General features: G+C 56.7%; 13 protein-coding genes. All 13 read right to left on the reverse strand.

What is annotated here, in order from left to right; all coding sequences use genetic code 11:
• Positions 1 to 17: 17 nt before the first annotated feature.
• Positions 18 to 935, reverse strand: coding sequence for a UDP-3-O-acyl-N-acetylglucosamine deacetylase (gene lpxC, locus ACX8ZY_RS16490; RefSeq protein WP_010253894.1), 918 nt, complete (start codon positions 933 to 935; stop codon positions 18 to 20).
• Between the two features lie 101 nt (positions 936 to 1,036).
• Positions 1,037 to 2,191 (reverse strand): cell division protein FtsZ, encoded by a 1,155-nt coding sequence (ftsZ, locus tag ACX8ZY_RS16495; protein ID WP_010253892.1) that lies wholly within the window; start codon positions 2,189 to 2,191, stop codon positions 1,037 to 1,039.
• Between the two features lie 71 nt (positions 2,192 to 2,262).
• Positions 2,263 to 3,519, reverse strand: coding sequence for a cell division protein FtsA (ftsA, locus tag ACX8ZY_RS16500; protein WP_158132000.1), 1,257 nt, complete (start codon positions 3,517 to 3,519; stop codon positions 2,263 to 2,265).
• Entirely contained in the window at positions 3,516 to 4,355 is an 840-nt protein-coding gene (gene ftsQ, locus ACX8ZY_RS16505; protein ID WP_039386502.1) for a cell division protein FtsQ, read from the reverse strand. Before ftsQ ends, ftsA begins: the two co-directional genes overlap by 4 nt.
• Position 4,356: 1 nt before the next feature.
• Entirely contained in the window at positions 4,357 to 5,277 is a 921-nt protein-coding gene (locus ACX8ZY_RS16510; protein ID WP_158132001.1) for a D-alanine--D-alanine ligase, read from the reverse strand.
• Entirely contained in the window at positions 5,267 to 6,745 is a 1,479-nt protein-coding gene (gene murC / locus ACX8ZY_RS16515; protein ID WP_010253883.1) for a UDP-N-acetylmuramate--L-alanine ligase, read from the reverse strand. Before murC ends, ACX8ZY_RS16510 begins: the two co-directional genes overlap by 11 nt.
• Before the next feature lie 70 nt (positions 6,746 to 6,815).
• Positions 6,816 to 7,874, reverse strand: coding sequence for an undecaprenyldiphospho-muramoylpentapeptide beta-N-acetylglucosaminyltransferase (gene murG / locus ACX8ZY_RS16520; RefSeq protein WP_158132002.1), 1,059 nt, complete (start codon positions 7,872 to 7,874; stop codon positions 6,816 to 6,818).
• Complete coding sequence (gene ftsW, locus ACX8ZY_RS16525; protein ID WP_459260344.1) at positions 7,871 to 9,085, reverse strand: cell division protein FtsW; 1,215 nt, start codon at positions 9,083 to 9,085, stop codon at positions 7,871 to 7,873. Before ftsW ends, murG begins: the two co-directional genes overlap by 4 nt.
• Positions 9,085 to 10,401, reverse strand: a complete 1,317-nt coding sequence (murD, locus tag ACX8ZY_RS16530) for a UDP-N-acetylmuramoyl-L-alanine--D-glutamate ligase (RefSeq protein WP_459260346.1) — start codon at positions 10,399 to 10,401, stop codon at positions 9,085 to 9,087. Before murD ends, ftsW begins: the two co-directional genes overlap by 1 nt.
• 2 nt (positions 10,402 to 10,403) lie before the next feature.
• On the reverse strand, positions 10,404 to 11,486 hold the full coding sequence (gene mraY / locus ACX8ZY_RS16535) for a phospho-N-acetylmuramoyl-pentapeptide-transferase (RefSeq protein WP_003854755.1): 1,083 nt from the start codon (positions 11,484 to 11,486) through the stop codon (positions 10,404 to 10,406).
• The gene (murF, locus tag ACX8ZY_RS16540) at positions 11,480 to 12,838 is read right to left on the reverse strand and encodes a UDP-N-acetylmuramoyl-tripeptide--D-alanyl-D-alanine ligase (protein ID WP_132499961.1); all 1,359 of its coding nucleotides are present in this window, start codon (positions 12,836 to 12,838) and stop codon (positions 11,480 to 11,482) included. Before murF ends, mraY begins: the two co-directional genes overlap by 7 nt.
• Complete coding sequence (gene murE / locus ACX8ZY_RS16545; protein WP_010671822.1) at positions 12,835 to 14,322, reverse strand: UDP-N-acetylmuramoyl-L-alanyl-D-glutamate--2,6-diaminopimelate ligase; 1,488 nt, start codon at positions 14,320 to 14,322, stop codon at positions 12,835 to 12,837. Before murE ends, murF begins: the two co-directional genes overlap by 4 nt.
• The gene (locus tag ACX8ZY_RS16550) at positions 14,309 to 16,075 is read right to left on the reverse strand and encodes a peptidoglycan glycosyltransferase FtsI (RefSeq protein ID WP_010671821.1); all 1,767 of its coding nucleotides are present in this window, start codon (positions 16,073 to 16,075) and stop codon (positions 14,309 to 14,311) included. Before ACX8ZY_RS16550 ends, murE begins: the two co-directional genes overlap by 14 nt.
• Positions 16,076 to 16,080: the final 5 nt, after the last annotated feature.

The raw sequence follows: 16,080 nt of genomic DNA on the forward strand, positions 1-16,080 counted from the left end.
TTCACGTTCCGGGGTAATTAAGCCAGAACCAGATTCGGTGCTTTGAATGCCAGCGGCAGTTCAGCTTCGTCTTCGAAGGTTGCCCATTCCCAGGCTTCCTGCTTAGCCAGAACCGCTTGCAGCAGCTTATTGTTCAGCGCGTGGCCCGATTTGAACGCAGTGAATGCGCCAATGATGTTGTGACCACACATAAACAAGTCGCCAATCGCGTCCAGCATTTTGTGACGGACAAACTCGTCCTCAAAACGCAGGCCTTCTTCATTCAGTACGCGGAAATCATCCAGACCTATCGCACAATCTAAGCTACCGCCCAGGCACAGGCCTTTAGACTGCAGATATTCGATTTCACGCATAAAGCCAAATGTACGCGCCCGGCTGATTTGACGAACAAAGGCGTCAGCAGAGAAGTTCATCGCATAACGCTGTGAGCTGGAATCGATAGCCGGGTGTTTGAAGTCGATGGTGAAATCAAGCGAGAAGCCGTTAAACGGTTTGATCTCGGCCCATTTGTCACCCTCTTCCACACGCACGGTCTGCTTAACACGCACAAATTTCTTCGCGCTGTTGAGCTGCTCGATGCCCGCATCCATCAGCAGATAGATAAACGGTGCTGCGCTGCCATCCATGATCGGGATTTCTGGCGCATCGACTTCAACAATAATGTTGTCGATACCCAGACCCGCCAGGGCGGCATTGAGGTGTTCAACCGTGGAAATACGCACGCCTTCATCATTCACCAGGCAGGTACTCAGCATGGTGTCGCGCACGTATTTTGCATCAGCCGGAAAATCTACCGGTGGATTCAAGTCGGTGCGACGATAGATGACCCCGGTATTAGCCGACGCAGGGCGTAATGTCAGGGTGACTTTTTTGCCGGTATGTAAACCGACACCAGTCGCCTGAACAATACGTTTTAATGTCCTTTGTTTGATCATCGTATTATCTCGCAATATCACCTGTCCGACCGCCAGTATACTTTACCAGCGGACAGAGACTTTAGCACAAAGAGCGGAGAATCCCAATTATAGGGTTAATCCTAATCGGCCTGCTTACGTAAAAAGGCCGGAATATCAAGATAATCGGGCTCTTTGTTCGACTGCGCAGCCTGGTCGTTAACGACTTTGGCAGCAGGTTTCTGCTCCTGCGGCAGCGGTGACATACCGTGCTGCTGATAGCGATGATCCATCACTGGCTGACTGGCTGGCTTGTTGGTTACCAGGGTGATTTCAGGACGCTTGTCCATGCCGATACCGGTTGCCACCACGGTGACGCGCAGTTCGTCATTCATTTCCGGATCCAGTGAAGTACCGATCACGACGGTCGCGTTGTCAGAGGCGAAGGCGCGGATAGTGTTACCCACGGTCTCGAACTCATCCAGACGCAGGTCGAAGCCCGCCGTAATGTTGACCAGCACGCCACGCGCACCAGAAAGGTCGATATCTTCCAGCAGTGGGCTGGAGATCGCCATTTCAGCCGCTTCTTCCGCACGATCTTCACCGCACGCGACGCCTGAACCCATCATCGCATAGCCCATTTCGGACATGACGGTACGCACGTCAGCAAAGTCGACGTTCATCAGGCCAGGACGGGTAATCAGCTCAGCGATACCCTGAACGGCGCCTTTCAGCACGTCATTAGCTGCACCAAACGCATCCAGCAGAGAGATACCACGGCCCAGCACTTTCAGCAGCTTGTCGTTTGGAATGGTGATCAGTGAATCGACATGCTTAGAGAGTTCGGCGATGCCCTGCTCGGCAAACGCCATGCGCTTTTTGCCTTCGAAGTTGAACGGCTTGGTGACAACCGCCACCGTCAGGATACCCAACTCCTTAGCCACTTCAGCCACGACAGGCGCTGCACCGGTACCGGTACCGCCGCCCATACCTGCTGCGATGAAGACCATGTCTGCCCCTTCCAGCGCAGAACGCAGTGCTTCGCGATCTTCTTCTGCAGAGTTACGGCCCACTTCCGGGTTCGCACCCGCACCCAGACCTTTGGTAATGTTATTACCGATCTGAATGGTCTGGCCGACAGCTGTTTTACGCAGCGCTTGCGCGTCGGTATTCACAGCAAAGAATTCCACACCTTCGATACGCTCGCGTACCATGTGCTCTACGGCGTTACCGCCGCCGCCACCGACGCCGATGACTTTAATCACCGCGTCGTTGGTTAATTCCATAGGTTCAAACATGATTTCTCTCCGTTATGTGCCTGTCGCCTGGAGATCACTAAAGAAAACAGCATGATCCCCTTTCACAAAAATTAAAACTCTTTTTTTAACCAACTGTTAATACGCTTGAACCAGTTACCTACTGAGACCCGTTTTTCGATCTCTGCATCACCGTTCATGTGCGACTCTTTGCCGTAATGCAACAGTCCCACGGCAGTGGAGTAGTACGATTCCTGCGCATAGTCAGTCAGGCCGGTAATATTCAGCGGCTGTCCGATACGCACCTGCGTATGGAATACGCGTTGCGCACAGGCCGCCAGTCCTTCGATTTGCGCTGCACCACCGGTCAGGACAATACCTGCGGCTAAGTGATGCTTCACGCCCTGCTGACGCAGTTGTTCCTGTAACTGCAGAATCTCGTCATTGACCAGATTCAAAAGTTCGGTGTAACGCGGCTCAATCACTTCAGCCAGCGTCTGACGTTGCAGGCTACGTGGTGGACGTCCGCCCACACTCGGCACCTCAACGTTCTCATCTTTGCCGACAATCGAGCCCAGCGCGCAACCATGGCGCACTTTGATCGCCTCAGCATCCGTTGGTGGTGTGCCAAACGCATAGGCGATGTCGCTGGTAACGACGTTGCCTGCATACGGAATAACCTTAGTGTGCCGTAAAGCGCCGCCGGTATATACGGCTATGTCCATTGTACCGCCACCAATATCGACAACACACACGCCCAGCTCACGTTCGTCTTCAGTCAGAACGGCAAAACTGGAGGCGAGACCGGCAAAAATCAGCTGATCCACTTTCAGCCCGCAACGTTCAACGGCTTTAACGATGTTTTTCGCCATGTCGTTGTGGCAGGTGATCAGATGCACTTTCGCCTGCATACGCACGCCGGAAAGCCCGACCGGATTTTTAATCCCTTCCTGATAGTCAATGGCGTACTCCTGAGGAATGACGTGCAGGATGCGATGCTCGTCACGTACTCTCACCGATTTGGCGGTATGTACGACGTTCTCTACATCATCCTGAGTCACTTCCTCTTCGGAAATCGGAACCATCCCGATTTCGTTCTGACAACTAATATGTTTGCCCGATAAAGCAAGGTAGACGGAGGAGATCTGGCAATCTGCCATCAGTTCAGCCTGATCGATGGCGCGCTGAACGCATTTCACCACCGACTCAAGATCGTTTACGCCACCTTTATCCATACCGCGGGAAGGGCAGCTGCCCACCCCAATAATGTTGACCATACCATCGGGCAGAACTTCCCCAACCAGGGCGGCAACCTTCGCAGTGCCGATTTCGAGTCCAACTACCAGTTTTCTGTCCGTTGCCTTGATCATTGTTGTTTAGCCTGTGCCTGGTTCTGTTGCTGATTACTGTCCTGTGGCTCCATCACGATCGGTGTCCAGCCAACAGAAGCGCCAGAGTCGTATCGTAAATCCACGTAGCTGATACGTTTGCTCTCGTTCTGACCTTGCTGTTGCAGCACCGGGTAGAGCTCAATAAAGCGATTCAGTCGTTTCATGGTGTCGCTGCGGCCCAGTTCGATACGAACATCGTCGCTGGTGACCAGCTGCCATGAACGCCGCGCCGTCATCGACGCCACCTTCAGAGTAAACTTCCGGGCTTTCAGCACATCATCCATGCTGTGATAGCCCGCCAGGACCTCTTTCTCACTCCCTTCCGGCCCGTACAACATCGGCATTGTCTCTTTGCCGACATGACTGGCGGGTACGCTGAAGGAGACACCCTCAGCATCCACCATGTGCAAATCGTTCCAGCGCGCCACCGGTGTGTACTCCACAAGGTGGATCTTCAGTTCGTCCGGCCACTGCTTACGTACGCTGACCTGCTTAATCCAGGGCAGCCGCTCAATCTGCTGCTGCAGGATGTCCACGTCCTGAGACATAAACGTACCAGGCGGACCCAGCGACAAAATCGCCTGACGAATATCATCGTGTGTGGTGTAGTGCGTCTGTCCTGTCACCACCAGTTTTGACAAGGGCAGCCGGGACGCATCGTTCATCCACTTCAGTACCACCAGCCCGCCGGCAACCATAATCCCGATGACGATCAGCAGAAAAACAATGCCGAACAGTCGGGCACCGTTACTGCGCCCGGTGCGAATACGCTCCTGCGGTTCACGGTTTCGAACTCTCATCGCCGCCTGTGACATATCAGTCGGCCAGCTCCAGAATATGGGCAACCAGCTGCGGGAAGCTCATGCCCGCCTGTTTCGCTGCCATTGGTACCAGACTGTGGCTGGTCATGCCCGGTGAGGTATTGGCTTCCAGTAACTGAAAGCGCCCTTCCCCATCGGTCATTACATCAACCCGTCCCCAGCCGCGACATCCCAGCGCACGCCAGGCCGCCAGTACCAGCTGCTGTAATTCCGCTTCACGTTCAGCGCTTAAATCGGCCGGACAGACGTACTGAGTATCGTCAGAAATGTATTTAGCTTCATAGTCATAGAACTCGCTGGCGCTCTTTATTTCAATCGAGGGCAGAATACGATCGCCCACAATCGCGACGGTGTACTCCGCGCCGCTGAGAAACGCTTCGACCAGCACGTCATTGTCGTGCTTAAACGCCATGTCCAGTGCCGCCGGCAGCGCGCTCAGATCGTTAACCCGACTGATGCCCACGCTGGAGCCTTCACAGGCTGGCTTGACGAACAACGGCAGGCCAAGTGCCGCAATTGCCGCGTTGTTTTCTGCGTCCAGACCGGCATCAAACTGCTGACGCGTCAGCCAGACAAACTTTCCTGACGGTAAACCACGTCCCTGCCACAGCAGCTTGGTGCGCAGCTTATCCATAGTCACGGCCGATGCCATCACGCCGCTGCCGGTGTACGGCAGTTGCAGGAACTCCAGCACCGCCTGCAGCGTGCCATCTTCTCCGCCCCGGCCATGCAGTGCGATAAAGGCTTTGGTAAAGCCCTGCTCTTTCAGCATCAGCACAGAGACATCACGGGTATCGATGCCATGCGCATCAATGCCCATTTCCCGTAATCCGGCGAGCACGGCCTGACCTGAGTTCAGCGAAACCTCGCGCTCTGCCGAGGTGCCACCCATTAATACTGCAACTTTATCCGCCATGACGATCCTCCGCTTTGCGTTCCGGCTGGAGCTTAGTGTCAGCCAGCTTGCGGGCAACCTTGCCGACGTTACCGGCTCCCTGCACCAGAATCAGGTCATTGCCTGACAGCAGCGGTGCCAGCATCTCTGGCAGCGCGTCATGTTCCGGCACCAGAATCGGATCCACCTTGCCGCGATTACGAATCGCACGGCACAGCGACCGGCTGTCAGCACCCGGAATAGCGGTTTCACCGGCAGAGTAAACATCCAGCATCAGCAACACATCCACATGCGACAGTACGTTGGCGAAATCATCAAACAGATCGCGGGTACGGCTGTAACGGTGCGGCTGAAACACCATCACCAGTTTTTTATCCGGCCAGCCTGCACGCGCGGCTTTAATTGTCGCGTCCACTTCGGTGGGATGATGACCGTAATCATCAACCAGCATCGCGGTGCCCGGCTGTCCGTTGACCGGCTCTGTCGGGAATTCACCCAGCAGATCAAAGCGACGGCCCGTGCCCTGGAAACTCTCCAGCGCAGCCAGGATAGCATTGTCTTCAATACCCTCTTCACTGGCGACGGCGACGGCGGCTGCCGCATTCAGGGCGTTGTGGCGTCCCGGCGCGTTCAGCGTAATCTGCAGCGGTGCTTTATCCTGACGGATCAAGGTGAAATGCCCCTGCGCGCCACTCTGTTCATAATTTTCAATGCGCAGGTCAGCATCATCACTGAAACCGTACGTGGTGATATGGCGTCCCACGCGTGGGATCAGGTCACGAATAACCGCATCGTCCACACACATCACCGCACGGCCGTAAAACGGCAGGTTGTGCAGGAAGTTAATAAACGTCTGCTTCAGGTTCTCAAAATCGCCCTGATAAGTGTCCATATGGTCAGCTTCAATGTTGGTCACAATCGCCACCATCGGCTGCAGATGCAGGAACGACGCATCGCTCTCATCCGCTTCAGCAATCAGATACCGGCTGTGGCCCAGACGGGCATGAGTGCCTGCAGCTTTGACCAGTCCGCCGTTAACAAAGGTCGGATCGAGACCCGCTTCCGCATAAATACTCGACACCATCGCCGTGGTGGTCGTTTTGCCATGGGTACCCGCAACGGCGATGCCGTGACGAAAACGCATCAGCTCAGCCAGCATCTCCGCGCGACGGATCACCGGGATACGCTGTTCACGTGCCGCCACCAGTTCTGGGTTATCCTGCGAAACGGCGCTGGAAACCACCACGACGCTGGCATCGGTCACGTTTTCGGGGCGATGGTTAAAATAAATGGTGGCACCCAGCGCAATCAGGTTCTGCGTCACCGGGTTAGGGGCCAGATCTGAACCGCTGATATGGTAGCCTTCATTTGCTAACACTTCGGCAATACCGCCCATGCCAGCACCGCCGATGCCGACAAAGTGGATGTGCCGGACGCGACGCATCTCGGGCACGATAGAACGCAGTTTTGCCAATTGTTGTGTATTCATCGCTCTCAGTTACCTGCTATTTCAGTTCGTACCCAGTCCGGGTACAGGTCAGACGCGCTGACCGGAATGATTACTTTGCGGCGCGAGCCACTTCCTGAGCGACCCGTTCAGTCGCATCGGGGATCGCCACCTGACGGGCCTGATCAGCCATCGTCAGCAGTGTTGCGCGATCCCAGTGGCGTAGCTGATCCGCTACAGCCTCCGCAGTAAATTGCGGCTGCTCAAAAATTCTGGCGGCGCCCGCTTTCTCCAGCGGCAGCGCGTTCCAGTACTGCTGGCGATCTTTGTGCTGAAATGGCACGAAAATCGCCGGTAAGCCAGCGGCAGCGACTTCGCTCACGGTTAACGCGCCGGAGCGGCACACCACCACATCAGCCCAGGCGTAGGCGGCAGCCATGTCATCAATAAACTCGGTCACCTTGTGCTGCGTCTGCCCGACCTGCTGATAAGCTTTCTCTGTTTCGGGCAACGACCCTTTACCGGTCTGATGCCACAGGGTGATCTCATCACCCACCAGCGCGGCAACCTGCGGCAGCGTCTGGTTCAGTATCCGCGCCCCCTGACTGCCACCGATCACCAGCACCCGTATCGGGCCATGACGATCTGCCAGACGTTGCGCGGGTAAAGGCAGTGCCAGTACATCAGTGCGAACCGGATTTCCCACCACATCGGCGGCGGGAAACGCGCCCGGAAACGCCTGCAATACTTTCGTAGCGATTTTCGCCAGCCATTTATTGGTCAGCCCGGCAATACCGTTCTGCTCATGCAGCACCACCGGAATACCGCAACTCCAGGCCGCTAAGCCGCCAGGACCGGAAACGTAGCCACCCATGCCCAGCACGACATCCGGCTGCCAGGCTTTCATGATGCGACGGGCCTGACGCCATGCATTAAAGATGCGCAGCGGTGCCAGCAGCAACGCCTTCATGCCTTTACCACGTAATCCGCTGATGCGGATGAAGTCGATGTCGATGCCGTGCTTTGGCACCAGATCGGCTTCCATACGGTCAGCAGTGCCTAACCAGCGGACCTGCCAGCCCTGTTCCATCAGATGATGGGCGACAGCCAGACCGGGAAAGACATGTCCGCCGGTTCCACCTGCCATCACCATCAATCGCTTACCGCTCATCGACCACCTCGGGTAAACGCCTGCGCTTTCGCCAGGCGCGTTTCATAATCTATGCGTAATAAAAAGACGATGGCAGTCGACATAATGATCAGACTTGACCCACCGTAACTGATCAGCGGTAAGGTCAGACCTTTGGTCGGTAACATACCGGCTGCCGCACCGACGTTAACCAGCGCCTGGAAGCTGAACCAGACTCCGATTGAACAGGCTAAAAAGCCGGAAAAACGCTGATCCAGTTCCAGAGCACGACGGCCAATCGACATCGCACGAAAAGCGACGAAGAATACCATTAAAAGTGCCATTACCACACCGACGTAGCCGAGTTCTTCCCCGATGATGGCGAAAATAAAGTCGGTATGCGCTTCGGGCAGATATTCCAGCTTTTGCACGGAGTTACCGAGCCCCTGGCCCCAGAATTCCCCGCGACCAAATGCCATCAGTGACTGGGTCAGCTGGTAGCCGCTACCAAAGGGATCTTCCCACGGGTTCCAGAACGAGGTCACACGGCGCATACGGTAGGGTTCTGCAATAATCAGCAGGATCACCGCAAAGATGCCGGAACCGATGATTGCCAGAAACTGCCACAGTTTGGCCCCCGCCAGGAACAGCATCGCCAGGGTCGTCACAAACAGCACAACCACCGTACCGAGATCCGGCTGCGCCAGCAGTAACACGGCCAGCACCACCATCACGCCCATCGGCTTACAGAAGCCCCAGAAGTTGTTACGCACCTCTTCCACTTTGCGCACCAGATAACTGGCGAGATAGCAGAACAGAGAGAGCTTCGACAGCTCTGCAGGCTGAATACGCAGCGGACCCAGCGCGATCCAGCGCGATGCACCGTTAACCGAGCTACCGACTACCAGAACAATCAGCAGCATCGCGACCGTGACCATCAGCATCACGTTGCTGTAGCGCTGCCAGAAATCCATCGGCACCCGCAGCGTGACCAGCGCCATACATACAGCCAGCACGATGTAGAAGGCATCGCGCTTGGCGAAATAAAAGAGATCGTCATTCAGACGCTGACCCACCGGCATTGAAGCCGACGTCACCATCACGAAACCAATCACCGCCAGGCCCAGCGTCAGCCATAGCAGTGTGCGGTCATAGAGCACCAGCGAAGAGTGATCACTTTCGCGTGCGCCCATGACCCAGTCTTTCAGGCGTCCTGAGAAATATCCCGCCAGTCCGGCGCCAGGAATACGCATCAGCTCAGCTCCTTCGCCAGTTGCGCGAACTGCTCACCGCGCTGCTCAAAGTTTCGGAACTGGTCAAGGCTGGCACAGGCTGGCGACAGCAGAACCATATCGCCTGCTTTAACCTGCGGCGCAATCTGCTCCATCGCCTGGCGCATGGTCTCAGTGCGCACGGCGATCTCCGGACGCAGCACCGCCAGCGCATCGCCATCGCGACCAAAGCAGTAAAGGCGCACATTGTCGCCCTGCAGCCAGGGGATCAGCGGCGTAAAATCGGCCGACTTGCCATCACCGCCCATCAGCAGCCACAGCGTTCCCTTCACCTGCAGGCCATTCAGCGCTGCTTCGGTGCTGCCGACGTTGGTCGCTTTGGAGTCATTGATCCAGCGCACGCCCTGATGCTCATGGACCAGCTGGAAGCGATGCGCCAGACCGTTAAAGTGCGTTAAGGCAGCCAGGCTGGAGGCGCGCGGCAGTCCCACCGCATCGGCCAGCGCCAGCGCAGCCAGCGCATTGGTGTAGTTGTGCTGTCCCACCATCTTCATTTCAGCCGTGTTCAGGACCTTCTCGCCTTTCACCCGCAACCAGATACTGCCCTGCTGCTTGTTAAGGTGGTAGTCCCCGAAATCGACACCAAAGCTGACGCAGCGGGTGTCCGCGCCGCGTACCGGCATCGTCAGGGCATCATCGGCGTTAACGATGCAGACCTGTGCATTCTCATAGACCCGCAGCTTAGCAGCGCGATACTGCTGCATACCCAGCGGATAGCGATCCATATGATCTTCGCTGACGTTAAGTATGGTTGCCGCCGCGGCTTTCAGACTGTGCGTGGTCTCCAGCTGAAAACTGGAGAGTTCCAGTACATAGAGTTGCGCCGGTGACTGCAGCAGACTCAGCGCGGGCAGACCAATATTGCCGCCGACGCCCACCTGCCAGCCTGCGGCTTTCGCCATTTCACCCACCAGCGTAGTCACCGTGCTTTTACCGTTGGAGCCGGTGATCGCCACGATCGGCGCCTGCGCCTCGCGGCAAAAGAGCTCAATGTCACCGACAATTTCGATGCCGGCTTCGACAGCTTCGCTGAGAATCGGATGCGCCAGCGCGACGCCAGGGCTGGCAACAATCAGATCGGCCGCCAGCAGCCAGTCACCGTTGATGCCGCCCAGATGGCGTTCAACCTGCCCGGGCAATTTATCCAGCCCCGGCGGCGAGACACGGGTGTCCATCACGCGAGGCGTTACGCCCTGCGCTAAAAAGAAATCAACACAGGAGAGCCCGGTGAGGCCCAGCCCGATGATGACGACTTTTCTACCCCGATAGTCAGCCATGATTAACGCACCTTCAGCGTGGCCAGGCCAATCAGCACCAGCATTAGCGAAATAATCCAGAAGCGCACAATGACGCGCGGTTCCGGCCAGCCCTTAAGTTCATAGTGGTGATGGATCGGCGCCATGCGGAAAATACGCTGGCCGCGCAACTTAAACGATCCCACCTGCAGGATCACCGACAGCGTTTCAACCACAAACACGCCGCCCATGATCACCAGTAAAAATTCCTGACGCAGCAACACCGCAATGGTGCCCAGCGCGCCGCCCAGCGCCAGCGAACCCACGTCGCCCATAAAGACCTGAGCCGGATAGGTGTTGAACCACAGGAAGCCCAGCCCTGCCCCGACAATGGCGGTACAGACAATCACCAGCTCACCGGCGTGACGCAGATAGGGAATATGCAGATATTCAGCAAACTTCACGTTACCGGTGGCCCAGGCAACCAGCGCAAAGCCCGCGGCGACAAAGACGGTTGGCATAATCGCCAGCCCATCCAGGCCATCGGTCAGATTGACCGCATTACCCGTTCCGACAATCACAAAGTAAGCCAGCAGCACATAAAACAGACCTAGCTGCGGCATGATGTCTTTGAAAAAGGGCACGACCAGTTGGGTCGCGGGGGTATCTTTACCCGCCGCATAGAGCCCGAACGCGACGCCCAGCGAAATCACCGACATCCAGAAATATTTCCAGCGGGCGATCAGGCCTTTGGTGTCTTTGCGTACCACTTTGCGGTAGTCATCGACAAAGCCGATGATGCCAAAGCCGATTAACACGAACAGCACGCACCAGACATAAGGATTCGACGGATAGGCCCACATCAGCACCGAAATGGTGATGGAGGTCAGAATCATGATGCCGCCCATGGTCGGCGTGCCGCGCTTACTGAAATGCGATTCCGGGCCATCGTTACGGACGACCTGGCCAATCTGTAATTTCTGCAGCCAGGCGATCAGGCGCGGCCCCATCCAGAGAGAGATGAATAACGCGGTCAGCAGGCTGACAATGGCGCGAAACGTCAGATAGGAAAAGACGTTAAATCCCGAATAAAAAGCGACCAGATGCTCGGCCAGCCAAACTAACATGTTCCTTTCTCCTTTAAGCTCTGTACTACCTGCTCCATGGCGGCACTACGTGAACCTTTTATCAGGACGGTAATTTCTGAGTGTTCGGACAACAATTGACGCAAACGTTCAGTCAGCGCAGTCTTATCGCTGAAATGTTCGCCAACTTCACTGCTTTCACTGATGAAATGGCTGAATTTTCCGGTGCTCAGCACGCGATCAATGCCTGCATCACGTGCCGCTTGCCCCACTTCGCGATGACAACTTTCGGTCTCTTCACCCAGTTCCGCCATATCACCTGTGACCAGCACCCGGTAACCCGGCATCTCTGACAGGACCTGAACAGCTGCTGTCATCGAACCGACGTTAGCGTTGTAGCTGTCATCCAGCAGCAGCTGATGCGCAGAGAGGCGAACCGGGAACAAGCGACCTGGCACCGACTGCAGGTTTTTCAGCCCCTGCTGAACGGCGCTAAGCGGTGCATCCACTGACAGAGCCAGTGCCGCCGCCGCCAGGGCGTTGGCGATGTTATGCCGACCCGGCAATGGCAGCACGATCTCAGCTTCGCCACGCGGCGTTATCATCACAAAATGAGTACCATCCTGAGCAATGCGGATATCACGGGCGGAGAATTCACACTCTGCCGTCTGCGGTGAGAAACGCCACACGGTTTTATCCTGCAGCGTGCGCTGCCAGTTGGGCCAGTCATTGCTCTCTGCGTTCAGAATCGCAATGCCGTGAGCCGGTAAGCCCTGGAAGATCTCGCCCTTGGCTTTAGCGACACCGGCCAGCGAACCAAAACCTTCCAGATGCGCCGCGGCCAGGTTATTCACCAGCGCGCTTTCTGGTTGAACCAAATCGGTGGTGTAAGCGATTTCGCCCTGATGATTCGCACCGAGTTCGATGACCGCATACTGATGTTCTGTGGTCAGTCGCAACAGCGTCATCGGTACGCCATAATCGTTGTTAAGATTGCCTGCGGTGTAGAGCGTTTCGCCACACTCACGCAGAATCGCCGCCGTCATCTCTTTAACCGAGGTTTTGCCGGAGGAGCCGGTCAGCGCCACTACACGGGCGTTCGACTGCTGACGAACCCATGCGCCCAGCCTGCCAAAGGCGAGACGGGTATCTTCAACCACCACCTGTGGCACAGCGACAGGTAAATGCTTACTTACCAGTAGCGCCTGTGCGCCATTCGCAATGGCATCGCCGGCGAAGTCGTGCGCATCAAAGCGTTCGCCCACCAGCGCAACAAACAGGCTGCCCGCCGTGACTTTGCGGGTATCGGTGGTCACGTCACTCAGCGTTAAATCGCTGCCATGCAGCGTGCCGCCGGTGATCTCCGCCAGGGTTTTTAATGAAACCGGAATCATGCAACGCCTCCCAGCAGTGCCGCAACGGTGGCACGATCGGAGTAGTCGAGACGGCGATTGCCGATGATCTGATAATCTTCATGGCCTTTGCCAGCCACCAGCACGATATCGTCGGGCTGCGCCTGCATAATAGTGTTAGTGACCGCCTGCGCACGACCAGAGACCACGCGGGCGCGGCCTGGGTCCAGCAAACCGGTCAGAATATCTTTTACAATCGCCTGCGGATCTTCGCTGCGCGGATTGTCATCCGTAATCACCACCACATCCGCATATTGCTCAGCAATCGCGCCCATTAACGGGCGTTTGCCTTTGTCACGGTCACCGCCGCAGCCAAACAGGCACCAGAGTTTTCCTTTGCAGTGCAGACGTGCCGCTTCCAGCGCTTTTTCCAGCGCATCCGGGGTGTGGGCATAATCCACGACAACCGTCGGTTTTCCTGCGGCGCTGAACACTTCCATACGCCCGTTGACCGGCTGCAACTGCGGTGCAACGCTGATTAGCGTCGCCAGCGGATAATCCAGTGACAGCAGCGTCGCCAGCGCCAGCATCAGATTGCTGACGTTGAAGGCACCCATCAGCGGACTGTCGATTTCGCCGTTGCCCCAGCTGGAGCTGAAACGAATATGTGCGCCGTTATCGTGGTAATCCACCGCATCGGCTTTAAGCCAGCGCCCGTGGCAGCCCGGCTGGAGGTTATCCTCCATGGTGACCGCAACGGCATCAGGTAAGCGCGCCAGCCAGCGACGACCGACTTCGTCATCCGCGTTAAGAATCGCCTGCCCGACCTGATGCTCAGAAAAGAGCAGCCATTTAGCTGACTCATAGCTCTGCATATCACCGTGGTAATCGAGGTGATCGCGGCTGAGATTGGTGAAGACCGCTGCGGCAAACGGCAGCGCAGCGACGCGATGCTGAACCAGTCCGTGTGACGAGACTTCCATTGCGGTCAGGGTCGCCCCTTTTTCAGCCAGATCGTGCAGCAGATGCTGAACATCAACCGCTGAACCCGTGGTATTTTCTGCCGCCGCTAAGTGACCTACCAGCCCATTTCCGACGGTGCCCATCACCGCGCTGGTCTCACCCAGTAGCGTCGCCCACTGCGCCAGCAACTGGGTGGTGGTGGTTTTACCGTTGGTGCCGGTGACGCCAATCAGCTTCTGTTTTTCGCCCGGCTGCTGATAAAAACGGCCTGCCAGGGCCGAAAGGCGCTGATGCAGCTGCGCCAGATAGATAACCGGTACGCCGTGCATTTCACGGATTTCGCCGTCGACCGCTTCACCCTCAGCTTCCGCCACCACAGCGGCAACGCCCTGCGCAATTGCCTGCGGAATGAAACGGCGTCCATCAACCTGATGGCCTGCAACAGCGACAAACAGATCGCCAGAAGCCGCAATGCGGCTATCCAGGGTCATGTCACGCAGTGGGCGCGCCGGCGCGCCTGGCACCCAGGGGCCGAGTAAATCGCGCAGGTTACGATCTGTCACTTGATTCCTCACTTCTGTTAGTCACCAGCTCATTCTTGTCATTGGTCGGTAACGCGTCCGGCTCGATGTTCATGGTACGCAGTACGCCACCCATGATGGCTCCAAATACCGGTGCAGAGACCGCACCGCCGTAATACTTGCCGGCCTGGGGATCGTTGATCACCACCACCAGCGCGAATCGGGGATGACTGGCAGGCGCGACGCCTGCGGTGTAGGCAATGTATTTATTGACGTAGCGTCCGTCCGGCCCGACCTTTTTCGCCGTACCGGTTTTTATCGCAATGCGATAACCCTTGATTGCCGCTTTGACGCCCCCACCACCGGGCAGCGCCACGCTTTCCATCATGTGCATCACGGTTTTCACCAGTGACTCATCGAAAACGCGTTGTCCCGCGACGGGCGGATCCACTTTGGTGATCGACAGCGGGCGATTAATGCCATAGCTGCCAATCGTTGCGTAGACTCGCGCTAACTGTAACGGCGTTACCATTAGCCCGTAGCCGAAAGAGAAGGTGGCCCTCTCTATGTCAGACCACCGTTGTTTTTTAGGGTATAAGCCACTGCTTTCCCCGACCAGCCCCAAATTGGTCGGTTTGCCCAGTCCAAAGCGCGCGTAAGTTTCTACCAGCGCTGAGGAAGGCATCGCTAACGCCAGACGTGAAACACCGACGTTACTCGACTTCTGTAAAACCCCTGTCAGGGTCAATTCGTTGTAGCGCGCCACATCTTTGATCTCATGACCATTGACGCGGTACGGCACGGTATTCAGGACGCTGTTCTCTCTCACCACACCACGCTGCAGCGCCGTCATCACCACCATCGGCTTCACGGTAGAGCCAGGTTCGAAAATGTCGGTGATGGCGCGGTTACGCATCAGATCTTTTGGCGTATTGCCGAGATTGTTCGGGTTGTAAGCCGGGCTGTTGGCCATCGCCAGCACTTCACCGGTATTGACATCCACCAGCACCGCCGTACCCGATTCCGCTTTGTTAAAGGCAACGGCGTTATTCAGTTCACGGTAAACCAGCGCCTGCAACCGCTCATCAATGCTCAGCGTCAGGTTATGAGCGGCCCGGCTGTCCACCGAAGAGATATCCTCGATGACCCGACCGTACCGATCTTTGCGCACCGTCCGCTCGCCGGGTGCACCGGTCAGCCACTTATCAAAGCTCTTCTCGATGCCTTCAATGCCCTGCCCGTCGATGTTGGTAAAGCCAATGAGATGGGAGGTGACCTGCCCGGCAGGATAGTAACGGCGCGACTCTTCGCGCAGATGAATACCGGGAAGTTTGAGTTTTTTAACGTAGTCGCCGATAGCCGGATTGACCTGGCGCGCCAGATAGACAAAGCGGCCTTTGGGATTGGCATTCACGCGGGCGGCCAGCTGATCAAGGGGAATAGAGAGCGCATCGGAAAGCGCCTTCCAGCGGCTGTCCAGCGTCACGCCGCCACCGGCGTGCAGCTCTTTGGGATCGGCCCAGATAGCGTTGACCGGCACGCTGACTGCCAGCGGGCGTCCGGCGCGATCGCTGATCATGCCGCGTGAGGTGGGCACCGCCTGAACACGCAGCGAGCGCAGATCGCCCTCTTTTACCAGCTTGCCAGGATTAATCACCTGCAGCCAGGCCACACGTGACAGCAATCCACCCAGCGCCAGTAAAATACAGCCGCACAGCAACGCAAAACGCCAGCTTACAAAGCTGGCTTTATCTTCCGGTTTCTTCAATTTCAGCGTTCTGCCTGTGCCGCTCATTCGCT

The sequence above is a fragment of the Pantoea sp. XAF26B01_ASV70 genome (genome assembly GCF_054512635.1).